Origin of the sequence: Lysobacter sp. CA199, assembly GCF_052078715.1 — a bacterium.
In the GTDB taxonomy this organism is placed as follows: domain Bacteria; phylum Pseudomonadota; class Gammaproteobacteria; order Xanthomonadales; family Xanthomonadaceae; genus Lysobacter.
This window is the reverse complement of the sequence record NZ_JBQJIL010000003.1, coordinates 495,566-516,883: the sequence shown is the minus strand read 5'-3', so window position 1 is coordinate 516,883 and position 21,318 is coordinate 495,566. Positions and strand designations below refer to the sequence as shown.

The window sequence follows — 21,318 nt, the reverse complement described above, 5'->3', positions numbered from 1 at the left end:
CAAGCCGTGCGTCGCACGCCGACCTTGTCTGCCGCGCACGGCTGCGTTGCGCTCTGGAACCTGGAAGTCGCGCGTGTAGCGCTGTGAAGTGCCATTTATATTTATAAGATCAATCATATTTATGAGATCAAAGGCGATACAAGCTGCAGCGCAGCAATAAGCGCGCCGGACGGCACGGATTGAGTGATGTCCTGGTAGCCAGCCCATTAGCGAGCCCGAAGTCCGACGGTAGGAGCTGCGCAAGCTGCGACTGCGACAACACGGCTACGACGCAGATTGCGAGGCGCTCGCGGACAGCGCAGTCGCAGCTTGCGCAGCTCCTACCGTCGGACTTCGGAGGTCTTTATCGGCTTGGCGCAAGCGCGATGAACGCGCATACGAAAACGCCCCGGAGGTCCGGGGCGTCGTCGTTGTGTTTCGTGCGTAGCCGCGCGCTTACTCGGCTGAAGCGACCTTCGGCTGCGCCGGCGGCGTCTGATAGATCAGATACGGCTCGGATTTGTGCTCGATCACCGACTCGTCCACGACGACCTTGCTGACGTTTTCCAGCGACGGCAGCTCGTACATCGTGTCCAGCAACACCGACTCGACGATGGTGCGCAAGCCGCGCGCGCCGGTCTTGCGCTTGAGCGCCTTGCGCGCGATCGCCGCGAGCGCGTCGGGACGGAATTCGAGCTCGACGTTCTCCATCTCGAACAGCTTACGGAACTGCTTGGTGATCGCGTTCTTCGGCTCGGTCAGGATCGAGATCAACGCGCCTTCGTCGAGTTCCTCAAGCGTCGCGACCACCGGCAGGCGGCCGACGAACTCGGGGATCAAGCCGAACTTGATCAGATCTTCCGGCTCGACCTCGGCCAGGATCTTGCCGATGTCGATCTTGCGCTCGCTACTCTTGACCTTGGCGCCGAAACCGATGCCGCCGGCTTCGGTGCTGCGCTGCTGAATGATCTTGTCCAGACCGGCGAACGCGCCGCCGACCACGAACAGGATGTTGCGCGTATCGACCTGCAGGAATTCCTGCTGCGGATGCTTGCGCCCGCCCTGCGGCGGCACGCTGGCGATGGTGCCTTCGATGAGCTTCAGCAGCGCCTGCTGCACGCCTTCGCCGGACACGTCGCGGGTGATCGAGGGGTTATCGCTCTTGCGCGAAATCTTGTCGATTTCATCGATGTAGACGATGCCCTGCTGGGCCTTCTCTACGTCGTAATCGCACTTCTGCAACAGCTTCTGGATGATGTTCTCGACGTCTTCGCCCACGTAACCGGCTTCGGTCAGCGTGGTCGCGTCGGCGATCGTGAACGGCACGTTGAGCAGCCGCGCCAGCGTTTCGGCCAGCAGGGTCTTGCCCGAACCGGTCGGGCCGACCAGCAGAATGTTCGACTTCGACAATTCGACGTCGTCGTTCTTCTGGCGGCTTTCGATGCGCTTGTAATGGTTGTACACGGCCACAGCAAGCGTGCGCTTAGCGCGCAGCTGGCCGATCACGTACTGGTCGAGCACCTCGAGGATCTCACGCGGCTTCGGCAGATGACTGCGTGCCGACTGCGCCTTTTCCTCGAGTTCTTCACGGATGATGTCGTTGCAAAGCTCGACGCACTCATCGCAGATGAAGACGCTCGGACCCGCAATCAGCTTGCGGACTTCGTGCTGGCTTTTACCGCAGAACGAGCAATACAGGATCTTGTTGCTGTCGCCCGTGCTGCGTCCTTGTCCATCTTCTTTCATGCTTGGTCGGGTCCGTTGCTGCTCAGTCGTGAAGCTTGTTCTTAATATGCCCAAACGGCCTTGACGGCAAGCGCCGGCGGCACTCATTCAGGTTTGGCAAGCCGAGAATAACACAGCGTCCCCGAGCCACCCGGCGGATGGGACCGCGCCGGAGTTCTCCAGCGCGATCAAGGGCTTGCGTGTCGCTCAGCCGCCGACGGTAGCGCTCAGGAGGCCTGGACCGAATCGTCCGGACGGCGTTCGAGCACCTGATCGACCAGACCGTATTCCACCGCTGCCTGCGCGCTCTTGAAGTTGTCGCGCTCGGTGTCGCGCGCGATCGTCTCCAGGGCCTGGCCGGTGTGCTTGGACAGGATCTCGTTGAGGCGCTGACGCAGGGTCAGGATCTCGCGCGCATGGATGTCGATATCGGTGGCCTGACCCTGGAAGCCGCCCAGCGGCTGGTGGATCATGACCCGCGAGTTCGGCAGCGCATAACGCTTGCCCTTGGCGCCGGCGGCGAGCAGCAGCGCGCCCATGCTGGCGGCCTGACCGACGCAGATGGTGCTCACGTCGGGCTTGATGTACTGCATGGTGTCGTAGATCGCCATGCCGGCGGTGACCACGCCACCGGGCGAGTTGATGTAGAAGCTGATGTCCTTTTCGGGATTTTCGGCTTCCAGGAACAGCATCTGGGCGACGATCACGTTGGCCACGTGGTCGTCCACGCCGCCGACCAGGAAGATCACGCGCTCTTTGAGCAGGCGCGAATAGATGTCGTAGGCGCGCTCGCCGCGGCTGGTCTGCTCGACCACCATCGGCACCAGATTCAGGGCTTTGGTTCGGTTATCCATGTTCAACGGCACCTATTGGCTGACGTAGAAGTGCGCTTGTTAACGCAGCGCGGTCCGGCCAACTTGGGGCCGGCCGGACCGCAGCGCAAGAGGCGCGATTGCTAAATGTGGCCAAGCCGTGTCGCATACCCGATTCGGACATGCGCCACCGGCCCGCGACGGCAAGGCCGCGGGCCGTGCGAGATCAGCTCGGGCGGATCGCTTCGCTGAACGACAGCGGCTGCTCGGTGTGCTGGGCGCGCTCGGCGATCCAGTCGATCACCTGCTCTTCCATCACTCGGTTCTGCAGGCCGGCCATCAGCTGCTGGTCGTTGCGATACAGGTCGATCACCTGCTGCGGCTCCTCATAGGTCGAGGCGATCAGGCGCAGGGTCTCGTTGACGCGCTTGGGTTCCAGGCGCAGATCGTTGCGGCGGGCGATTTCGCCGACCAGCAGGCCGACCAGCACGCGCTTGCGGGCCGCGTCCATGTAGTTCAGGTGGGCATCGGCCGGGGCTTCGATCTGACGGCCCTGGCGGCGGGCCTGCTCGACGGTCTGCCAGACCATGTCGCGGGCTTCGCTTTCGACCAGCTTGGGCGGCATTTCCACCGACTCGTAGGCCTTGACCAGCTGCTCGCCGACTTCGCGGCGCAGGCGGTTCATCAGCGCGCCCTTGAGCTCGCGCTCCAGGTTGGTGCGGATGTCGCCGCGGAACTGCTCGGCATCGCCGCTCTTGACGCCGAAGCTCTTGATGAACGCCACGTCGACTTCCGGCAGCACCGGCTCGGAGACGTGGTTGAGCTTGAGGTGCACGTTGGCCTTCTTGCCGGCGACCTCGGCGGCACGCCAGTCGGCCGGGAACTCGACTTCGGCGACCTTTTCCTCACCGGCCTTGACCCCGACCATCGCCTCTTCCAGCGGCGCGAACATCGCGCCCGAGCCGATCTGGGTGCTGCCGTACTCGGCGCCTTCGGCCGGCAGGCGAACGCCGTCGACCTCGGTCCAGGTCTCGACTTCGACCACATCGCCTTCCTGGGCGCCGCGCTCGACCGTGGTCAGGGTGCGGCGCTGCAGGCGCAGGTTTTCGATCATCGCGTCGATGTCGGCATCGCTGACGTCCGCGGTATGGCGGGTGATCTCGAGCTTGCTCACGTCGATGTCGCCGAAATCGGGCACGACTTCAAAGGTGGCGGTGTACGACAGCGTCTCGCCGCCTTCGGCGGTCGGCTCGATGCGCGGATTGCCCGCGATCTGCAGCTTTTCCTCACGCACGGCGTTGCTGAAGCTCTCGCGCAGCATGCCGTCGAGGATTTCGGCGCGGACCTGAGCGCCGAAGCGCTGCTCGATGACCTTGGCCGGCACCTTGCCCGGGCGGAAGCCCTTGATCTTGGCGCCGCGCGCGATTTCGCGCAGGCGACCGCCGACCTGGTTTTCCAGATTCTCGGCCGGGAGGCTGAAGGTCAGACGGCGTTCCAGCGAGCCCAGCGATTCGAGCGAAACTTGCATATCCACTCCTGCGACCGCGGCATCTGCCGCGGCGACGATGTTGATGATCCTGTCCGGCCGCCGGCCTGGGCGGCAGCAGTCCCGGCCAGCGGAACTTGCTAGTTTGGCCGATAAAGGCCGCCGCTGCCAGCGCTGGCGGGCGGGAAATCCGCCTGGGGCGGGGTTTTGGGGGCGATTCGGCGGTTTTGGCGCTGTTCTCGGGGGTCAGGCGGTCGAACCGGCTCGGTCGGAGGTGCCGGGACGGTATTGCACAGGTGTCCGAGGAGCCGAATCCTGGCTTGGTGAGACGGATCGGGGGGGGGGTGCCGACTCAAGGCGGGCAGCTTGTGCGGAAATTCGATCGCGGGCTGCGGAGTAGCTGGCGTCATAAGCGCGGCCGGGTTGACCGGCCATTGATGCTTGCAAGGCGCCTGGCCTTCAGGCCAGACGCCTTGGTGCGAAAGGCGGGACTCGAACCCGCACGGGGGTTACCCGCTGGAACCTAAATCCAGGTTCCGGCCACGTCACCATTAGCTCTCCGCGAATTGGTGACGCCCTCGGTGACGTATTAGGTGACACGGTGCCGCGCCTGGTGACGGCGAATAAAACAGTGGCTATAGACAGACGACCCGGCGTGCGGCGCGGTCTCACTTAAAGAGAACCCGAAGCCACACCCTGCTCCCACAGCCGCAGCTCAGCGGGCCGCGCCCACTGCGGCCCCGGTGAACACCACCGGCGACGCTCGCAGTACCACCTTCGCGAAGTCGCCCTCTTCGGTTGCATCCATGAACACCCCGCTTCGGCGGGGTGGCTTTGCTTCGCCTACTCCATTCCACATCCGGGACGCATTTCTATTATGCAATCTTCCTCCCAGCTCTTTGAACGCCAGATCGAACTCGAACGTGAATCCACCTCTTTAGGCATCGTCCGCTACGCGAAGGCTCAGGCCCGAGCTGACGAGGCCGACACCGGCCCTGGCCGCAGACTCGTGCTCGCCGCCGTGGCCGACACCGGAGCCGCGATCAGAGCCTTCGTGGCTGATGCCGACACCGGCCGCCCCGGGAAACGGCATGCGGCCGTGAAGTGGCTCAAGGAGATGGACGCCGACGCTTGCGCCTACCTCACCGCCACCATCTGCGTGAACGCCCTGACCGGTAAGAAGGCCCACGTCACCGGCGTCGCCCGGTCGGTAGCCTCGGCGCTGGCCCAAGACATCAACTACAAGCTGCTGCGCGACTCCCATAAGGGTCTCTACCGGGTGGTCCAGGAACAGCTCAAGAAGTCCACCTCGGCACATCACGCGACCGGCGTGATGAACCACACCCTCGTGAAGGCCAACGAGAAGGCCGCCGCCGATCGCGCGGCAGGTAAGCCGGATGCGAAGGGCGAGATGCCCATCCTCGCGTTCGATGCGCGCACCGAGGTTACGATCGGTATGAAGCTAATCGAACTCTTCATCCAAGCGACCGGGCTTGCCGAGCTTTATGAGTATCGATCTGCCGCGCGCTCGTCGCTGACCGTGCTCCGCGGCACTCCGAAGATCATGGAGTGGCTTGAGAAGGCGCATGACAGCGCGTCCATGTTCTTGCCCGTGTGGTTGCCGATGCTGGTTCCGCCGCAGCCCTGGACGACCCCTACCGACGGCGGCTATCTCACCGACATCGGTGGTCGGGCCGACCTGGTGCGCACCCGCAACCGTGCGTACAAGGCCGAGCTGGCGAATGCCGACATGCCCGAGGTCTACCGCGCCCTCAACCTGATCCAGCGGACTGCGTGGAAGATCAATAGGGCCGTCCTCGAAGTCATGCAGCAGGCGTGGGAAGCAGGCGGTCTCATCGGCGGCCTGCCCGACCGAGAGCTGACTGCCCTACCCGCTCAACCTGCGCTGCTGACTGAGAACCCCGAGTTCTACCGCGAGCATTACGCGGACGACTTCAAGGCGTGGAAGCGCAGCCGCGCCGCGGTATACGAGCAAAACGCTCGCAGTGTTTCTCAGCGTGTTGCCGCAGCACAGAAGATCGACCTCGCCCTCAAGTTCAGAGACGAGGCGGCGATCTACTTCCCGCACAACCTGGACTTCCGCGGTCGGTGCTACCCCATCCCGTCGATCCTCACTCCGCAAGGCGATGACCAAGCGAAATCCCTACTCACGTTCGCCAAGGGCGCGCGCCTCGGCGCCGATGGGGTGTTCTGGCTCAGCATCCACCTCGCGAACTGCTTCGGAGTCGATAAGGTCAGCTTCGAGGATCGCGTGGCGTGGGTCATGGCAAACGAGGACGCCATTCTCGACTCGGCCCTCAATCCGCTCGACGGTGAGCGCCTGTGGTGCAAAGCCGACTCACCCTATTGCGCACTCGCCGCGTGTTTTGAGTGGCTCGGCTACCGCATCAACGGCGAAGATCACGTGTCGCATCTGCCGGTCGCGCTCGACGGCTCCTGCAACGGTCTACAGAACTTCTCCGCGATGTTGCGCGACGAGATTGGCGGAGCGGCGACGAACCTGATCGCTCATCCGAAGCCGGCCGACATCTATACAGAGGTGTTAACCCTGGTCGCCGCCCGAGTTCAGGCAGACGCCGAAGCGGGAGTTCCCGCCGCCCTGGTGCTCGACGGCCGGCTGTCGCGCAAGATCGTGAAGACACCAGTTATGACGCTGCCCTACGGCGTAACAAAGTCCGGCATGCGTGCTCAGGTGCTCGACGCTGCGTCGAAGGAAGGAATCAAGTTGGATTGGGACGCCGCCGAATACCTGGCGGAACTGCTGTGGAAGTGCATTGGTGAAGTCGTGATCGCTGCACGACACGCGATGGACTGGCTCAAAGCTGCATCTAAGGTTGCATCGGCGGGCGACTTGCCGATCAGCTGGACCACACCGGCCGGCTTTCCGGTGCTCCAGGAGTACCGCGAGGACAAGGGCAAGCGCTTGCAAATGCACGTTGGCGGGCGGGTGATGGATATAACAGTGGCTATAGACGGTACAACCCTTGATCGCCGTCGCCAGGCTCTCGGTATCAGTCCGAACTTCGTTCACAGCTGCGACGCATCCCACATGATGCTCACGGTGAACGTGGCGGCGGACAACGGACTAGACAGCTTCGCGATGATCCACGACTCCTACGGCACACACGCCGCACATACGGGGATCATTGCCGCAGCGCTGAGGCACGCGTTCGTGCAGCAGTACGAAGGAGATGTACTGGGAGCGTTCCGCGATGAACTCGTCGCGCAGCTCCCGCCAACGCTCGGCGAAAAAATCCCCCCACTCCCGCCCACCGGCAACCTGGACCTGACCGCAGTCAACGACTCCAGGTACTTCTTTGCCTAATTCATCCCACATTTGCAACATAAACCACAAAAGGAATCGCATGAGCATCAACTTCAATCACCAGCTCGGAACTTACGTCGCGCAGGACAGCGTGGGCCAAGTCGTCGGCATCTACAGCCCGCAGGAACACGGCGACATCGCCGGCTTCCGCAACGCGATGGCGCGGCTCAACGACGAATGAGCGCGCAGCCCAACCGCAAGCCCACTCCGCCGTGGCCGGTGCCGCGGCTGTGGCTTCCCCCGCAGCGCACGCCGGCTCCGCTCTATGCACGCTGAGCCGCGCCTTCGCCGCCACGTCCTGTACTCCCGCAGCGCCGAGGCCGCCTCGCAAGGGGCGTTCGCGGTCATCAACGGGATGCAGGGCATCGAACACCCGGCCGATCAGCTGATCGGTCTGGCGTGCGCACTCAAGTACACCGCGGATGCCTGCGGGCACGCCCCGCTCGACCTGATCGAACTCGTCGAACGCATGGAAGCCGACTGCCGGTTCCGCGAAGTCAACACCCTGTCGGCTGTCGCGAAGTACGCCGACATCGAGATCGCGGGGAAGCTGCAATGAGCGGCTACCTCGACACCCTGCACGCGCTCCGCGAGTTCCAACTCGAAACCACTGGCCGCGCGGACGCCGCAATCGAGGCACGCCTGATCGAGGCGGGCCACATCATCAATCCCCTCTACGAGTTCAACGATGACGCAGAAGAAACCGGCGCGTAAGCGTTACGTGTCGCCCAAGGGCACGGCCATTTGGCCGCGCTTGAATCAGCCCGATACCAAGTACGACGCCGACGGCGTTTACAACGCCAAGCTGGCGTTCGAAGCGGATGACGACGCAGCCAACAAGCTGATCGCCGACCTGACCGCCGTCCGCGAGGCGGCGTTCAAGCAGTACATCTCGGAAAACCCGAAATTCAAGAAAGTCGCCAAGCAGGTGGACTTCTTCTCCGCCGAGCTGGACGACGAGGGCGAAGAGACGGGTCGCACCCTCATGAACTTCAAGATGAAGGCCAAGATCACCGCCAAGAAGACCGGCAAGGTCTACTTCATGAAGCCGGTGATCGTCAACGCCAAGAAGGTCATCCTCAAGAATCCGCCCAACATCGGCGGCGGCAGTCAGCTCAAGGTCTCCTTCGAAGTCGCGCCGTACTTCAATGCGAAGGACAAGGAATTCGGCCTGTCACTCCGCCTCGTCGGGGTGCAGATCATCGATCTGGTGGAATTCGGCGGCGGTTCGGCCGCGGCCAACGACTTCGACGACGAAGACGGCTTCGACGGTGCCGACGGCGCCGAAGAATCCAGCGACGACAGCGACGACGACAGCGATAGCGGTGACGCCGACGACAGCAGCGGCGACTACTGATTCGCCGGCCGGGAAGGCGCAACTTTGCGCCTTCCTGGTTTTTCCGATGGAGCCCCTGCCTGCCTCGCGTCCGCGAGTGACCAAGTGGGGAACCTACATCGCTAAGCCGTACAAGGGCTGGCTCGCGGAAGCGGCCAAGTACCTCAAGACCGTCAACGCCGTGGTTCCCGAAGGTCCACTCGTCGTTGCGGTCGAAGTTGTCTGCACGAAAGCGCGGACCTCGAAGCTCGTGACGCCGAAGGGCGACATCGACAACTACCTCAAGGCTCCACTCGACGCCATCACCCACGCGAAGCTGTGGGAAGACGACAAGTGGGTCACCACGGTGATCGCCAGCAAGCGCTTCGCCGCCACCGGCGAGGCTGCACACACTTCCGTTCGTATCTACGCAACGGTCCAGAAAACCGTATTCGCTCGCGTCTGCGAGTTCATCGGGTCGCTGTTTCGCTGATGCGCCTCAAGAAGATGGCATCGGCTGAGCTGCTGTACGTGCTGGCATCCATGACGCGTCCGACCCACGAGGTCAACGCGGCCGAGCTGGCACGCATCCACCGCACGCAAGGCTTTTCGAAGATCGCAGTCCACTACGTCATCGAGCGCGACGGTTCCGTACATACGGGACGCGCCTCGGACGAACCCGGCTGCTTGGCTCCTGGCTCAAACCACCGCGCATTGCAGGTGTGTCTGATCGGGGGTCTCAGCGAAGCCCTCGTTCCCGCCGACACATTCACTCCGCAGCAGCGATCCGCGCTCCGGGCACTGGAGAAATCACTCCAGCTCCCCGTCGTGTTCGACCGCGCCTGCATCTGCCTCCAGGAATTCACATGAAAGTTTCCAAGCAAGCCGCGCTCGTGCGCAACCACCTGTTCACCGAAGCTCATCTCACGAGCTGGCAGGCCGAGGGCGTCTACCGCATCCGCCGCCTGGCTTCGCGGATCAGCGAACTTAAGAATGCCGGCTATGAGATCGAGAAGAGCCGTTGCACGGATGCCACCGGCCAGCCGTACACGCGCTACTCGTTCTCGAAGGCGCAGAAGCGCACCCGTGCGCCGCGAAACGAGCCGGTGCAGTCGCAACGGCGCTACACGGTTGCCGAGCTGCAAGCCGGCTACGCCGGCTACGCGATGAAGCAGGACTATTTCGATCTTCACTTCGAGGCTGAGATCGACGCCAGGGACTTCGCCCGTTACATGGAGACCCACGCATGAACACTGCCAACACGATGCGTCTCGCATTCGACGCAGCATCGACCAACACCCCGAAGGCCCAGCGCACCCGCCTGTACGCCATGGTGCGCAGTGCGCTCAACCGGAAGATCGGCCTGACCTTCCACCGCTCGGCGTGGTCCGTGCTGCGTGGAAAACGGTGAGTCTCAGTTCGTAGCCAAGGAGCCGTGCCCCAAGTGTGGATCGCGAGACAACCTCGCGCGCTACGACGACGGGCACGGCCACTGCTTCGGCTGCGGGCACCACGAGAAGGGCGACGGAACTTACTCGCCCTCTCCATCAACCACCAAGAGGCGCATGACTGACTTCGCAAGTGGTGAAGCACAGGCGCTCGGCGCACGTGCTCTCACCGAAGAGACCTGCCGCAAATACGGCTATTGGGTCGGCAAGAACAAAGATGACAAGACCTGCCAGATCGCGAACTACCGCCGTGACGGGCAGATCGTAGGACAGAAGCTCCGCTTCAAGGACAAGAAGTTCGCTTTCCTCGGCGACTCGAAGCAATCCGGCCTCTTCGGTCAACACCTGTGGCAACCCGGGCGCCGCCTCGTCATTACCGAAGGCGAGATCGACTGCCTTTCGGTTGCACAGGCGCTCGGCCTCAAGTGGCCCGTGGTGTCACTGCCGAACGGCGCGCAAGGCGCAGTGCAGGCGATCAAGCGTGAGATCGAATGGGTCGAGGGCTTCGATGAAGTCATCCTCATGTTCGACATGGACGACCCCGGCCGTGAAGCCGCGGGAGCTGTCGCCGAGATACTCACGCCGGGCAAGGCCCGCATCGCACAGCTCCCGCTGAAAGACCCGAACGAGATGCTCGTGGCGGGCAAGGAAAGCGCGATCGTGAGCTGCATCTACGAGGCGCAGACCGTGCGCCCGGACGGCGTGGTCACCTTCGGTTCGCTCAAGGACCGCGTACTCGCTCCCGTGCAGGTCGGCCTGCCCTGGCCGTGGCCGGAGCTAACACGGCTCACGCATGGCCGACGCTACGGCGAGGTGTACGCACTCGGGGCCGGCACCGGCGTAGGCAAAACCGACTGCTTCATGGAGATCGTAGAGTTCACGGCGATCGATCTCAACGAGAAGTGCGGCTTGTTCTACCTGGAGCAGCCGCCGACGGAGACCGGCAAGCGTCTCGCGGGCAAGCATGCGAACCGCAGGTTCCACGTGCCGGGCGCCGGGTGGACGCAGGAAGAACTCGCGGAGACCTTCGACAAGATCGAGGCCACCGGCAACGTGTTCCTGTACGACCACTTCGGTTCGTCCGACTGGGAAGTGGTCAAGGCCAAGATGAAGCACATGGTGCTCGTTGAGGGTGTCAAGCACATCTTCCTCGACCACCTGACCGCGTTCGCCGCAGAGGCCGACGACGAGAAGAAGACGCTGGAGTCGATCACCGCTCAGATCGCGAAGTTCGCCCAGCAGTACAACGTCTGCTTCTACTTCATCTCCCACTTGGCGACGCCCGAGGGCAAGCCCCACGAAGAAGGCGGTCGCGTCATGATTCGTCACTTCAAAGGCTCCCGAGCGATTGGCTTCTGGAGCCACTTCATGTTCGGCATGGAGCGGGACCAGCAGGCCGAAGACCTCACGGTCCGCAGCACGACCACGTTCCGCATCCTCAAGGATCGCTTCACCGGCCAAGCTACCGGCCACTGCCTGTATCTCTGCTACGTCGCAGAAACCGGGCGGCTCGTGCAAGGCGCAGAACCCCAGCACGACGACAACGGCTTCGCCGATGAATCCGGCGGCACCGATTACTAACCGCAGTCACGTCGGCTACATCCCCATCGACGCTCCCCTCGCCTTCGCGGCGAGCTTGGCGTTGCCCTACGAACTCCCGAAGACACAAGCGGCTTGCGTTTCCCGATTCGGGAAGCCAGGCCGCCGCGTGGTCATCCACATCACACCCGAGGAATTACCCGAATGAGCAACTCCAAAATCGCCACCGCTTTCACCGCCGGCCTGCGCGCGATCCTGCTCTACATCCGTCCGGCCGAGAGCGTCGAGAAGATCGCCGCGCAGCTGCACGCCACCCACGGCCGCTTGCTGGACGCCCGCGAGCGCCACAACGCCGAAGCCAAGGCCGCCGAAGAGAAGGCCGCCGTGATGATCCGCAAGGCGGTCTCGATGCGCTGCGCTGCCGGCCGCGCCCACCGCGTCGCTTCCCGTCTGAACGACCTGCTGTCGTGACCTTCCGGGCCTACGCCGCGGCGATCCTGGCGGTGCTTCCCAAGGGTGCTCGCGAGGTCTCGATCCTCGCGGGTGGTGCCCTTCGTGCCTACTACGACGGCACAACGGTCAAAGACTATGACCTGTTCTACCGCAACCCCGAGCATCTCCGTCGCGCCGCGCTGGCGCTTGCGGAGAACGGCTTCCAGTTCATCCGCGCGGTGGGTGGCTCGGCCGTCTGGCTCTCCCCGTGCGGCCGAGAGTTCAACCTCGTCTCGCTGGTGTTCGGCGAGCCGGAAGACCACGTTGGTCGTTTCGACTTCCGCTGCTGTCAGTTCGCGGCGTACTACGTGGTGAACGCGGGCGGGGTTCGCGGCGCGACGGCCTTGCGCACTCTCAAGGTGAACCAAGCGCGCGTCGATTGCCGCAAGAAGCGCATCAAGTTGCAGAACAACAACGGCACCGAGAGGACCGCCAAGCGCATCGAGCACTACGAGAACGACTACGGCTACAGCCTCATGGGCATCAAGTTATCGCCCAACGCACGGCCGCGGCGCATCCGGCAATACGTCGCACGGCGCCCGATCTCCGGCACCGGGCACGAGTCGTAAGTGATCGAAGGCTACGGCTTCGATTGTGAGACCGATGGCCTGCTCGACGAACTGACGAAGATCCACTGCATCCATCTTCGTAGGGTGGCCCTGGACGGAACACCGACCGGGCCGCCGATCAAGGCGAACAACGTCAACGGCGACATCACGATCGCCGAGGCCGTGGAGCTGCTTCGCAACGCGGAGTTCGTCACAGGTCACAACATCGTCGGGTTCGACATCCCCGCAATCGCGAAGGTGTTTCCCGGCTTCCGCGTCAAGCGCGCCATCGACACCCTGCTCCTGTCAACGCTGATCTACCCCGACCTGCGCGACCGGGACTTCAAAACCCTCAAGAAGAAACCCGGTCGCCTGCCGGGCCAGATGGTAGGACGCCATTCGCTCGAAGCCTGGGGCTACCGCCTCGGTGAGTGGAAGGGCGACTACTCCGAAATGATGAAGGCCAAGGGGCTCGATCCTTGGGCTGCGTGGAACCAGGAGATGGACGACTACTGCGCTCAAGACGTGGTGGTCACCCTGCTGCTCTACGCGCTGCTCATGTCGAAGGGACTGTCGGACGAGGCTATCCACCTCGAACACTCCATCGCTCCGATCCTAACCAGGCAAACGCGGTATGGGTTCCTGTTCGACGCAGCACGTGCGAACAAGCTGGAACGCGAGCTACTGGAGAAGCGCGCCGAGATCGCAAGCGCCCTATCCAAGGTGTTCGTGCCGTGGGAAGAACTCGGCGCCGAAAAGATCGCCAAGCGCAACGACAAGGTGCGCGGACGCGTCAAGGGCGAGCCGTATCGGGTCGTCAAGAAGTACGTCTTCAACCCCGGCTCGCGCGACCACATCGCTAACCGACTCAAGACGCTCTACGGCTGGAAGCCCACGGTGTTCACGCCGGAAGGCAAGCCGAAGATCGACGAAGAGGTGCTCAGCGAACTCAAGTTCCCTGAGATCGCGCTGCTGCTGGAGTACCTCACGGTCGCCAAGCGGTTGAGCCAGTGCGCCACGCCGGCACCGAAGATGCTCAAGAGCGGCCAGGCCAGCAAGGCGAAGGCCAAGAAGTCCGAAGCGTGGATCGATGCGGTCAGCAAGAAGGACGGGCGCATACACGGCCGCGTGAATCAGAACGCCGCCGTCACCGGGCGTATGACCCACAGCGGTCCGAACATGGCACAGGTGCCGAAGGTTCAGCACTGCAAGAAGCGCGGTGTGCTCATGGGTCTGGAAGGCGGCTGGGGCTACGAATGCCGCCAGCTCTTCACCGTGCCCAAGGGCAAGAAGCTGGTCGGCGCCGACGCGTCCGGCCTAGAGCTGCGATGCCTCGCTCACTTCATGGCGCTCCACGACGGCGGCGCTTACGCACGCATCCTGCTCGAAGGCGACATCCACACCGTCAACATGGAAGCGGCGGGTCTCCCGAACCGCGACGCAGCCAAGACCTTCATCTACGCCTTCCTGTACGGCGCGGGTGACGGAAAGATCGGCTCGATCATCGGCAAGGGCCGCAAGGCCGGCGGCATTCTCCGCAAGCAGTTCCTCGCGGGACTGCCTGCGCTCCGCAAGCTCGTTGCCGGTGTCAAGAAGGCTGCGAAGAAAGGCTGGATCAAGGGCCTCGACGGGCGCCGACTGCACATCCGCTCCGACCACGCCGCGCTCAACACGCTGCTGCAATCCGCAGGCGCCCTCGTGATGAAGAAGGCGTTGCACATCCTCGACACGCGCTTGCAGGAACTCGGGCTTGTCCCGGGCGTGAACTACGAGTTCGTGGCGAACGTCCACGACGAGTGGCAGATCGAGGTCGATGAAGAGTACGCCGAACTGGTTGGTCGAACCGCAGTGGAATCCATCACCGAGGCCGGCGATTACTTCGGCTTCCGCTGTCCTTTGGCCGGCGAATACAAGATCGGCAACAACTGGGCTGAAACCCACTGAGTAAACAACGCAACACGAATCCCGCAGGCGTCCTCGTGCGCTCTGCAAAACGTCGGGCATTGAAACGCGGGCTTCCATTCGACCTCACCACTGAGGACGTGGAAGTGCCGCGTTTCTGCCCTGCGCTAGGTATCCCCCTCTACCGAGCGGCGGGCGCCGCTGCGCAGGGGCCGAATTCTCCGACGCTGGATCGAATCAAGCCCGAACTGGGCTACGTGCGCGGCAACGTGCGCGTCATCTCTTCACGCGCGAACCAAATCAAATCCGATGCGACCCCTGCGGAACTTCTGCAAGTCGCCTGCTATTACCAGGAGAACTCATGAGCAAGAACTTCAAGGCCGGCGATCAAGTCGTTCGCATCAATTCCAGTTTCTATGGCGGTTGTGCCATTGCCGCAGTCGGACAACGAGCCACAGTCATCGACACCGACAACGCCGGAGTGCGGGTCACTTTCGACTTCGAAGGTAAGCCCGCCGAGCAAACCTGGATGAACACGAACACGCGCCTGTGGGTCGAATCCAACCAGGCGGGGAAGTTCAAGCCCGGTGATCGTGTGATCCGTATCAAGCACAACAATGGTAATGCCGCGAAGGTGGGCCAGATTGCGACCGTTTCCCACACGATCGGCGGCTTTGTGTACGTCACCTACGAGGGCTGTAAGGGCTGTGAAGACGGGCGTGGCGGATTGACGGAAGGCTGGGCCGGCTGCTTCACCGCTCTGTATATGCGCGCACCCGAAAGCCACGGCGTCACGCCAACCGGCCGGCTGTCGGTGGCCGCACCGCGTATGCAGACCTTGGCTCCGCCGCCGGACCTCAATTGGACCGAGCTGCGCAGCGAAGCATCCCGCACCTACCACTTCCCGGATAACCAGCGGATCACCGTTGAACGCGTCGTGCGCCTCTGCGTGCGCCCGTCGGGTCACCGCCTCGAAACCGCGGACGGTAAGAAATTCATCATCCCCGGCAAGTTCATTGCCATCGAGACCGACGCGAAGGAGTGGAGCGCATGAAGATTCCCCAGGTTTCCCCTGGTGTCGAGATCGAGATTCTGCCCGGCCCTCGCGACCGCTTTAACGGTTACGAAATCGCCATGAAGGTCTCCGCCAAGGTCAATGGCCGGACGTTCTGCGCTGTCCAGACCATGAACACGGAAATGCTTGACGACCCGCGGTACGGCGAACGTGTGTTGTGCATCCTGGAGCGGGACATCGGCCGAGCCGTGGTGCGGGGCATATGACCCCGCTCGCGCAACTCAAGCTCGTCGCCTGCGCCGTGCTGCTCACGGTCCTCGCGTACCTGGTCTACGACTACACCACGCTCAGCAGTCGGAACGACAAGCTCGCCGAAGAGAACCGCGAGACCAAAGACCAGCTCACCGATGTGTCCCGCCGCCTGGAAACCGTCTCCGAAGAGATGGTGACCCGCGCCGAGTTCGACGCCGGTGTCCGCAAGCGCCGAGCGCAAACCCAATCCCGAATCAACGAGGTCTCCAATGAAGCATCGCCTGCTGGCGACTATCTGCGCGAGCGCATTCCTGACGGCGTGCGTGAGGCATACCGCCAGTAACCCGTTCCTGCAACCTTGCGTGATCGAGGGCGACCACGCGTCGCTCGTCGAGGTCATGCTCGATCCCACGTCCACCACGAAATCCATCATCAACTTCGCCGGCCAGGCCGAGGACGCGGTTACCCGCTGCAACGGCCAGCTGGAGACCGCTCGTAAGCTCGAAGGCGTCAAGCCGTGAGCGATCCGCATGACCGCTACTTCAACGATTACCCGGAACAACACATCCGCGAAGAGCTGGCACGAATGCATCGCGAATACCAGCAGCTCTGCGCCCCGCTGATACGTGCATTGGTCCGGCTGGAATCCTTCAAGCCCTACCGCCGGTACGTCATCAACGCCGACTTCTCCCACCTGGAACAGAGGGTCATTACGTACATGCACGATCAGCAGGTGAAACTGTGAGTCGTCGCGTGGTCGTCACGCTGCTCGGCGGCCCCGCCGATCTCCAACGGCACACCGTCGAGGAACTCCCGTACTACCGCGTTGCCGTTATGCCTGAGGGCCACGACTTCGCAACGCCGAAGCGCCTAGCAGCGCCCCTCGAATTGCGGTGCCGCACGGCGCTCTATCGTGTGGAGCGGGTCGATCGCCATGTGTGGATCGGCGTTTTCGTGGACGAACGTTGAAGCGTAAGCCTCTCACGCTCCTGATCGACGCCGACGTATTCCGCCACCAGCTCGCCTACGGCAACACCAAGTCGATCGACTGGGACGACGACGGCGATGTGACGGAAATCCTCGACTACGACCGAGCGCGCGACGACCTGGACGGCGAGATCGACAACCTGGTACGCAAGTTCAAGGCCACCGACTTCGTGCTCGCCCTGTCCTGCCCGGAGCACAACTTCCGAAAGGACGTGCTCAGCTCGTACAAGCAGTCCCGGCACGAGAAGCCGCGGCCGACCTTGTGGCACTTCGTGGATGAATGCATCCGCGAGAAGTATCAGGACAAGGTGGTTATGCGCCACTCGCTCGAAGGCGACGACATCCTCGGCACACTCGCGACACATCCGGCACCTCGCCGCGCACCGCACGCTCGCATCGTGGTCTCGATCGACAAAGACCTTCGCACCATCCCGTGCCGACTGTTCAATCCGCAGAAGCCAGACCTCGGAACTCTCACGATCTCCGAGCACGACGCAAACCTGTTCTGGATGAAGCAGACGCTCACCGGCGACAGCATCGATGGCTACACCGGCCTGCCCCGCTGCGGCCCTGTAAACGCCGATGCGGCGCTGATGCCGGTCCACGAGCAGTTCCGCGAAGCACCCGTCGAGGAACACCTGGGCGCCCTGTGGGCCGCCGTGGTGAAGACCTACGAAGCCAAGAAGCTCACAGCCGCCGACGCACTGACTCAAGCACGCCTCGCTCGCATCCTGCGGCACGGCGATCTCAACTACAAAACCAACGAGGTTCTCCTGTGGCAACCATCAAGGCCCTGACCCTGTCCCCGCAGCAAGCCCTCCTGCTCCGCGGCATCGCCGATCAGCCGACGCTGATCGATTCCAAGAATCCCGCCATCCCCACCGACGGCGGCCTGGCCTACGCGACCGGCGTCCGCGACGGCGAAGCCCAGCTGGCCCGCCGGTTGCTGCAAGCGGCCGGTAAGTGACCAAGGAGAACAACCTCTGAACATCATCGGAATCACCGGCCGTGCGCGATCGGGCAAGGACACCCTCGCCGACTACCTCGTGGAGCACCACGGGTTCGCCAAGATCACGCTGGCCGGTCCCATTCGTGGCTTCGTCTCGCAGCTCACCGGCCTCACCGTCGAGCAGCTCACCGACGGCCCGCTCAAGGAAGAGCCGCTGACCTGGCTCGGCGGTATCACCCCGCGCCGCATGATGCAGACCCTCGGCACCGAATGGGGCCGCGAGATGATCGCGAACGAGCTGTGGTTGATTGTTGCCCAGCGCACCATCGAACGGGCTAAGCGGGACGGAAAGACCGGCGTAGTTGTCTCGGACGTACGTTTCGACAACGAGGCCGAGTTCGTCCAGAACCTCGGGGGCCGTGTGATTGAGCTGGTTCGCGATGAAGCCACTGCGGTCAGCGAGCATGTCAGCGAAGCCGGCGTAAGCCGGCATCTGCTTAACGGTTCCCTCCGCAACGACGGACCGCGGCACCGCTTGGCCTACTTTGCCTCGCTCCTGGCGGCCTGAATAAATCGGTGGTTCTAGAGGGGAACCCAAAGGGTTCCCCCTTTTAGTTACACCTAAAGAGAACCTCAGGATTCAGACCCCACCCGCCGTCCGTCCTGACGGGCCGAATAAAACAGTGGCTCTAGAGGGGAACCCGAAGGGTTCCCCATTCTAGTTACACCTAAGGAGAACCTTGGAATCCATTCCCCTCACCGCCGATGAGCTGATCGACCAATTGGCCGAGCAGTACCCCGAGGTCATCTACGACCCCGGCCAGGATCGCGACGAGTTCCTGCTGAAATCGGGGGAACGGCGCTTGGTCCTGCTCCTACTCACTCGGCGTCGGCTCGACCTCGAAGAATCCCGCGAAGGTCGCAGCTGATGTGCAGCACCCCGAAGGCCAAGGCGACCCCAACGCCTGACCTGCTCATTACCCGCCGCGACGGCGAGGCGTCCAACCAGGCTGCCGCCAAGCGCAAGAAAGGCGACCTGCGGCTGGACCTCAATTCACCGCAGCAGTACGCAGGACTGACGATTCCGCGTGGCTGATTCGCAGAACACCGTTTCCGCGAAAGAACGCTACGCCGACCTCAAGCCCAAACGTCAAGACGCCGAGACGCGCGCCAAGCGCTGCGCGGCGATCACCATCCCCTCGCTCTACACCGACCCGCAGCAGAAGAAGTCCAGCTTCGTCACGCCCGTCCAAGGCACCGGCGCTCGCTGCGTCAACGCTCAAGCGTCGCAGCTCCTGCTGGCGATGCTGCCCGTCGCCATCACCCCGTTCAAGCTGGCACCCGACCTCGCGGTCGCGCAGGACATGATGGACGAGGCCGGCATTCAGAAGGGCGAACTGGAGACGGCGCTGTCTGAGGTCGAACGCGCCACGATGGACGAGATCGAAACCGAAGCCGCGGTGCGCACCACCCTCTCCGAGGGTCTCAAGCACGCGGTCTACTGCGGCAACTTCATCCTCTACATTCCTGACGCTGGGCCGTCGAAGCTCTATCCCCTGACCTCCTACGTCGTCGATCGTGACGGCCTCGGCACCATCCTTGAGATGGTCACGCTCGACATGATCGCTCCGCAGGTTCTTCCCGAGCCGGTGCGCAATCAAATTTTGCAAGGCGTATCGGAAACCGAACGCATCAAGAAGCTCTCCGAAGACGTAGAGCTGTATACCCGCATCTACCGCGACGAGCAGAACGCGAACTGGCTGGTGTACCAAGAAGTCGAAGGCGTGATGATCCCCGACTCGGAAGGCCAGTATCCCATCGACGCGTGCCCGTGGATCACCGCAGCGCTCCCGCGGTCCCCCGGCGACGACTATGGTCGCGGCTTGATCGAGGACTTCCGCGGCGAGTTCGAAACGCTCGAAGCGCTCCGCAAGGCTCTCCGCAAGGGCGCTGCCGCGTGCGCGAAGATCCTCTGGATGCTCAATCCGAACTCCACGCTCAAGACCGAGCAGTTCACGAAGGCGGAATCCGGCGCGGTCATCCGAGGCAATCGGAAGGACATCGAAGCACTCACGCTCGACAAGTTCCAAGACCTCCAGTTCGTCCGACAGGAAGCTGCGGACACCGCGAAGGCGCTGGAACTGGTCTTCGGCGTCGGCACGGCCATCCAGCGCAACGGCGACCGCGTGACCAAGGAAGAGATTCAGTACCTCGCTCGTGTCCTCGAAGACAACCGCGCGGGCACCTACTCGATCCTCGGCCCGGAGATTCTCGCGCCCATCGTGCGCCGCATCCTGGCCCGCAAGCAGGCCGACGGTTCATTGCCGGAAATCCCGAAGGGGCTCATCAAGCCTCGGATCACCGTGGGCACCGCTGCACTCGGCCGCGGTCACGACTTCGACAAGCTGGTCCGTTTCGGCGGCACGGCAAAGGAAGTGCTGGGCGAACAAGAGTTCAAGCGGCGTATCGACGCCGGTGAGTGGCTCTCGCGCCTGGGCGCTGCATCCGACATCTCGACGAAGGGCCTGGTCCTCGAACCCGAGGCCGTGCAAGCCAACGATCAGAACGCCGCAATGCAAGAAGCAGCCGTCCGCGCCGCGCCGAACATGGCGAACGCGATGGCAAACCAACTACCCACACCACAGGCCCCCGCATGACCGACAAGACCGAAAGCACCACCGACGCCAAGCTCGAAGCACTGGTGAAGCCGACCAAGACCGCGAAGGCGGAACTGCCGGCCAACGTCGTCAAGACCGAGCTGGCGCATGGCACCGTGCTGCTCAACGCCACCGCGGTCGAGCGTAACTGATGTCCACCGCCGACCCCGGAACCACCCCGCCGAACGACGGCACCACGACCCCGGCCGACGGCGGCAACACCACTCCCGACTACGCCGGCTTCGCCAGCGTCGAAGAGCTGGTCGCCGCGCATAAGGCGCTCAAGCAGCCCGCCGAGCCCGCCAAGAACGCCGACTTGGCGATCAAAGCCAAGGGCGAGGAAGGCGACGCGGGCGTCAAGAGCGTCCTCGCCGCCGCCGGCCTGAGCCAGGACGACTTCACCAAGGAGTTCGCTGAGACCAGCGACCTGAGTGTGGAGTCGCGGGCCAAGCTGGAGAAGGCCGGTTTCGACCGCGCCACGGTGGACGTCTACCTCGACGGTCTCAAGGCCCGCCGCAGCTCCTACGAAGCCCAGTTGTACGAGGGCACGAAGGGCAAGGACGGCTATGCCGCGATGACCATCTGGGCCAGCCAGAACCTCAGCGACGCCGATATCGACGCCTTCAACGCGACGATCAGCTCCGGCAACGCCGCGCAGGCGAAGCTTGCGATCTCCGGCCTGGTTGCCCGCATGAACGCCGGCAAGGCCACGTTGCTCAACGGCAAGACCAACTCCGCAGGCGGCGTCACGCCCTACGCCTCGCGCGCCGAAGTGCGCACCGCAGTGAACGATCCGCGCTACCGCACCGATCCGGCGTACCGCAGGTCGCACGAAGCGCGCCTGATGGCGTCCACGTTCTAAACCA

The 21,318-nt window shown here is 63.3% G+C and carries 31 protein-coding genes; 28 read left to right on the top strand and 3 right to left on the bottom strand.

Going from position 1 to position 21,318, the window contains the following annotated elements; translation table 11 throughout:
- Positions 1–435: 435 nt before the first annotated feature.
- The 3 genes from clpX to tig all read right to left on the bottom strand — a co-directional run bounded on the left by clpX (position 436) and on the right by tig (position 4,044).
- Entirely contained in the window at positions 436–1,725 is a 1,290-nt protein-coding gene (gene clpX, locus ACTOWJ_RS07030) for an ATP-dependent Clp protease ATP-binding subunit ClpX (protein ID WP_441333878.1), read from the bottom strand.
- A gap of 206 nt (positions 1,726–1,931) precedes the next feature.
- Positions 1,932–2,558: an ATP-dependent Clp endopeptidase proteolytic subunit ClpP gene (gene clpP / locus ACTOWJ_RS07025; protein WP_441333877.1), complete on the bottom strand. Its 627-nt coding sequence runs from the start codon at positions 2,556–2,558 to the stop codon at positions 1,932–1,934.
- Between the two features lie 184 nt (positions 2,559–2,742).
- The gene (tig, locus tag ACTOWJ_RS07020; RefSeq protein ID WP_441333876.1) at positions 2,743–4,044 is read right to left on the bottom strand and encodes a trigger factor; all 1,302 of its coding nucleotides are present in this window, start codon (positions 4,042–4,044) and stop codon (positions 2,743–2,745) included.
- A gap of 835 nt (positions 4,045–4,879) precedes the next feature.
- On the opposite strand from tig, the gene ACTOWJ_RS07015 reads away from it, so the two are divergent.
- From ACTOWJ_RS07015 to ACTOWJ_RS06880, 28 genes are all read left to right on the top strand, one after another.
- The gene (locus tag ACTOWJ_RS07015; RefSeq protein WP_441333875.1) at positions 4,880–7,348 is read left to right on the top strand and encodes a DNA-directed RNA polymerase; all 2,469 of its coding nucleotides are present in this window, start codon (positions 4,880–4,882) and stop codon (positions 7,346–7,348) included.
- A 40-nt stretch (positions 7,349–7,388) separates the two neighbouring features.
- Positions 7,389–7,529, top strand: coding sequence for a hypothetical protein (locus tag ACTOWJ_RS07010; protein WP_441333874.1), 141 nt, complete (start codon positions 7,389–7,391; stop codon positions 7,527–7,529).
- An 84-nt stretch (positions 7,530–7,613) separates the two neighbouring features.
- The gene (locus ACTOWJ_RS07005) at positions 7,614–7,907 is read left to right on the top strand and encodes a hypothetical protein (protein WP_441333873.1); all 294 of its coding nucleotides are present in this window, start codon (positions 7,614–7,616) and stop codon (positions 7,905–7,907) included.
- A complete protein-coding gene (locus ACTOWJ_RS07000) occupies positions 7,904–8,062 on the top strand; it encodes a hypothetical protein (RefSeq protein WP_441333872.1) in 159 nt (52 codons plus the stop codon). The genes ACTOWJ_RS07005 and ACTOWJ_RS07000 overlap by 4 nt, the downstream gene beginning before the upstream one ends.
- Positions 8,037–8,705 (top strand): ssDNA-binding protein, encoded by a 669-nt coding sequence (locus tag ACTOWJ_RS06995; RefSeq protein ID WP_441333871.1) that lies wholly within the window; start codon positions 8,037–8,039, stop codon positions 8,703–8,705. The genes ACTOWJ_RS07000 and ACTOWJ_RS06995 overlap by 26 nt, the downstream gene beginning before the upstream one ends.
- Before the next feature lie 46 nt (positions 8,706–8,751).
- Positions 8,752–9,156, top strand: a complete 405-nt coding sequence (locus ACTOWJ_RS06990) for a RusA family crossover junction endodeoxyribonuclease (protein ID WP_441333870.1) — start codon at positions 8,752–8,754, stop codon at positions 9,154–9,156.
- Positions 9,156–9,533, top strand: a complete 378-nt coding sequence (locus tag ACTOWJ_RS06985; protein ID WP_441333869.1) for a hypothetical protein — start codon at positions 9,156–9,158, stop codon at positions 9,531–9,533. Before ACTOWJ_RS06990 ends, ACTOWJ_RS06985 begins: the two co-directional genes overlap by 1 nt.
- Positions 9,530–9,913, top strand: a complete 384-nt coding sequence (locus ACTOWJ_RS06980; RefSeq protein WP_441333868.1) for a helix-turn-helix domain-containing protein — start codon at positions 9,530–9,532, stop codon at positions 9,911–9,913. Before ACTOWJ_RS06985 ends, ACTOWJ_RS06980 begins: the two co-directional genes overlap by 4 nt.
- Positions 9,910–10,074 (top strand): hypothetical protein, encoded by a 165-nt coding sequence (locus ACTOWJ_RS06975; protein ID WP_441333867.1) that lies wholly within the window; start codon positions 9,910–9,912, stop codon positions 10,072–10,074. Before ACTOWJ_RS06980 ends, ACTOWJ_RS06975 begins: the two co-directional genes overlap by 4 nt.
- Before the next feature lie 154 nt (positions 10,075–10,228).
- Positions 10,229–11,692, top strand: a complete 1,464-nt coding sequence (locus ACTOWJ_RS06970) for a toprim domain-containing protein (RefSeq protein ID WP_441333866.1) — start codon at positions 10,229–10,231, stop codon at positions 11,690–11,692.
- 162 nt (positions 11,693–11,854) lie between these two features.
- Positions 11,855–12,121: a hypothetical protein gene (locus ACTOWJ_RS06965; RefSeq protein ID WP_441333865.1), complete on the top strand. Its 267-nt coding sequence runs from the start codon at positions 11,855–11,857 to the stop codon at positions 12,119–12,121.
- Positions 12,118–12,711 (top strand): hypothetical protein, encoded by a 594-nt coding sequence (locus tag ACTOWJ_RS06960; protein WP_441333864.1) that lies wholly within the window; start codon positions 12,118–12,120, stop codon positions 12,709–12,711. Before ACTOWJ_RS06965 ends, ACTOWJ_RS06960 begins: the two co-directional genes overlap by 4 nt.
- Positions 12,712–14,634, top strand: a complete 1,923-nt coding sequence (locus ACTOWJ_RS06955; protein ID WP_441333863.1) for a DNA polymerase — start codon at positions 12,712–12,714, stop codon at positions 14,632–14,634.
- Between the two features lie 35 nt (positions 14,635–14,669).
- Complete coding sequence (locus ACTOWJ_RS06950; RefSeq protein ID WP_153018928.1) at positions 14,670–14,957, top strand: hypothetical protein; 288 nt, start codon at positions 14,670–14,672, stop codon at positions 14,955–14,957.
- A complete protein-coding gene (locus ACTOWJ_RS06945) occupies positions 14,954–15,646 on the top strand; it encodes a hypothetical protein (RefSeq protein WP_441333862.1) in 693 nt (230 codons plus the stop codon). The genes ACTOWJ_RS06950 and ACTOWJ_RS06945 overlap by 4 nt, the downstream gene beginning before the upstream one ends.
- The gene (locus ACTOWJ_RS06940) at positions 15,643–15,873 is read left to right on the top strand and encodes a hypothetical protein (protein WP_441333861.1); all 231 of its coding nucleotides are present in this window, start codon (positions 15,643–15,645) and stop codon (positions 15,871–15,873) included. Before ACTOWJ_RS06945 ends, ACTOWJ_RS06940 begins: the two co-directional genes overlap by 4 nt.
- Positions 15,870–16,202: a hypothetical protein gene (locus tag ACTOWJ_RS06935; protein ID WP_441333860.1), complete on the top strand. Its 333-nt coding sequence runs from the start codon at positions 15,870–15,872 to the stop codon at positions 16,200–16,202. Before ACTOWJ_RS06940 ends, ACTOWJ_RS06935 begins: the two co-directional genes overlap by 4 nt.
- On the top strand, positions 16,129–16,380 hold the full coding sequence (locus tag ACTOWJ_RS06930; protein ID WP_441333859.1) for a hypothetical protein: 252 nt from the start codon (positions 16,129–16,131) through the stop codon (positions 16,378–16,380). The genes ACTOWJ_RS06935 and ACTOWJ_RS06930 overlap by 74 nt, the downstream gene beginning before the upstream one ends.
- On the top strand, positions 16,377–16,604 hold the full coding sequence (locus tag ACTOWJ_RS06925; protein ID WP_441333858.1) for a hypothetical protein: 228 nt from the start codon (positions 16,377–16,379) through the stop codon (positions 16,602–16,604). Before ACTOWJ_RS06930 ends, ACTOWJ_RS06925 begins: the two co-directional genes overlap by 4 nt.
- An 8-nt stretch (positions 16,605–16,612) precedes the next feature.
- Positions 16,613–16,828: a hypothetical protein gene (locus ACTOWJ_RS06920; protein ID WP_441333857.1), complete on the top strand. Its 216-nt coding sequence runs from the start codon at positions 16,613–16,615 to the stop codon at positions 16,826–16,828.
- Positions 16,825–17,643: a phage exonuclease gene (locus tag ACTOWJ_RS06915; protein ID WP_441333856.1), complete on the top strand. Its 819-nt coding sequence runs from the start codon at positions 16,825–16,827 to the stop codon at positions 17,641–17,643. The genes ACTOWJ_RS06920 and ACTOWJ_RS06915 overlap by 4 nt, the downstream gene beginning before the upstream one ends.
- Positions 17,622–17,813 carry a hypothetical protein gene (locus ACTOWJ_RS06910; protein ID WP_441333855.1) on the top strand — a complete coding sequence of 64 codons (192 nt, stop codon included), beginning with the start codon at positions 17,622–17,624 and terminating at the stop codon, positions 17,811–17,813. Before ACTOWJ_RS06915 ends, ACTOWJ_RS06910 begins: the two co-directional genes overlap by 22 nt.
- A 16-nt stretch (positions 17,814–17,829) precedes the next feature.
- The gene (locus tag ACTOWJ_RS06905) at positions 17,830–18,363 is read left to right on the top strand and encodes an adenylate kinase (RefSeq protein ID WP_441333890.1); all 534 of its coding nucleotides are present in this window, start codon (positions 17,830–17,832) and stop codon (positions 18,361–18,363) included.
- Positions 18,364–18,535: 172 nt separating this feature from the next.
- Positions 18,536–18,724, top strand: a complete 189-nt coding sequence (locus ACTOWJ_RS06900) for a hypothetical protein (protein WP_441333854.1) — start codon at positions 18,536–18,538, stop codon at positions 18,722–18,724.
- Positions 18,724–18,891: a hypothetical protein gene (locus ACTOWJ_RS06895; protein ID WP_408953183.1), complete on the top strand. Its 168-nt coding sequence runs from the start codon at positions 18,724–18,726 to the stop codon at positions 18,889–18,891. Before ACTOWJ_RS06900 ends, ACTOWJ_RS06895 begins: the two co-directional genes overlap by 1 nt.
- Positions 18,884–20,452 carry a portal protein gene (locus tag ACTOWJ_RS06890; protein WP_441333853.1) on the top strand — a complete coding sequence of 523 codons (1,569 nt, stop codon included), beginning with the start codon at positions 18,884–18,886 and terminating at the stop codon, positions 20,450–20,452. Before ACTOWJ_RS06895 ends, ACTOWJ_RS06890 begins: the two co-directional genes overlap by 8 nt.
- Positions 20,449–20,604 (top strand): hypothetical protein, encoded by a 156-nt coding sequence (locus ACTOWJ_RS06885; protein WP_441333852.1) that lies wholly within the window; start codon positions 20,449–20,451, stop codon positions 20,602–20,604. Before ACTOWJ_RS06890 ends, ACTOWJ_RS06885 begins: the two co-directional genes overlap by 4 nt.
- Complete coding sequence (locus ACTOWJ_RS06880) at positions 20,604–21,314, top strand: capsid assembly protein (RefSeq protein WP_441333851.1); 711 nt, start codon at positions 20,604–20,606, stop codon at positions 21,312–21,314. Before ACTOWJ_RS06885 ends, ACTOWJ_RS06880 begins: the two co-directional genes overlap by 1 nt.
- Positions 21,315–21,318 lie beyond the last annotated feature (4 nt).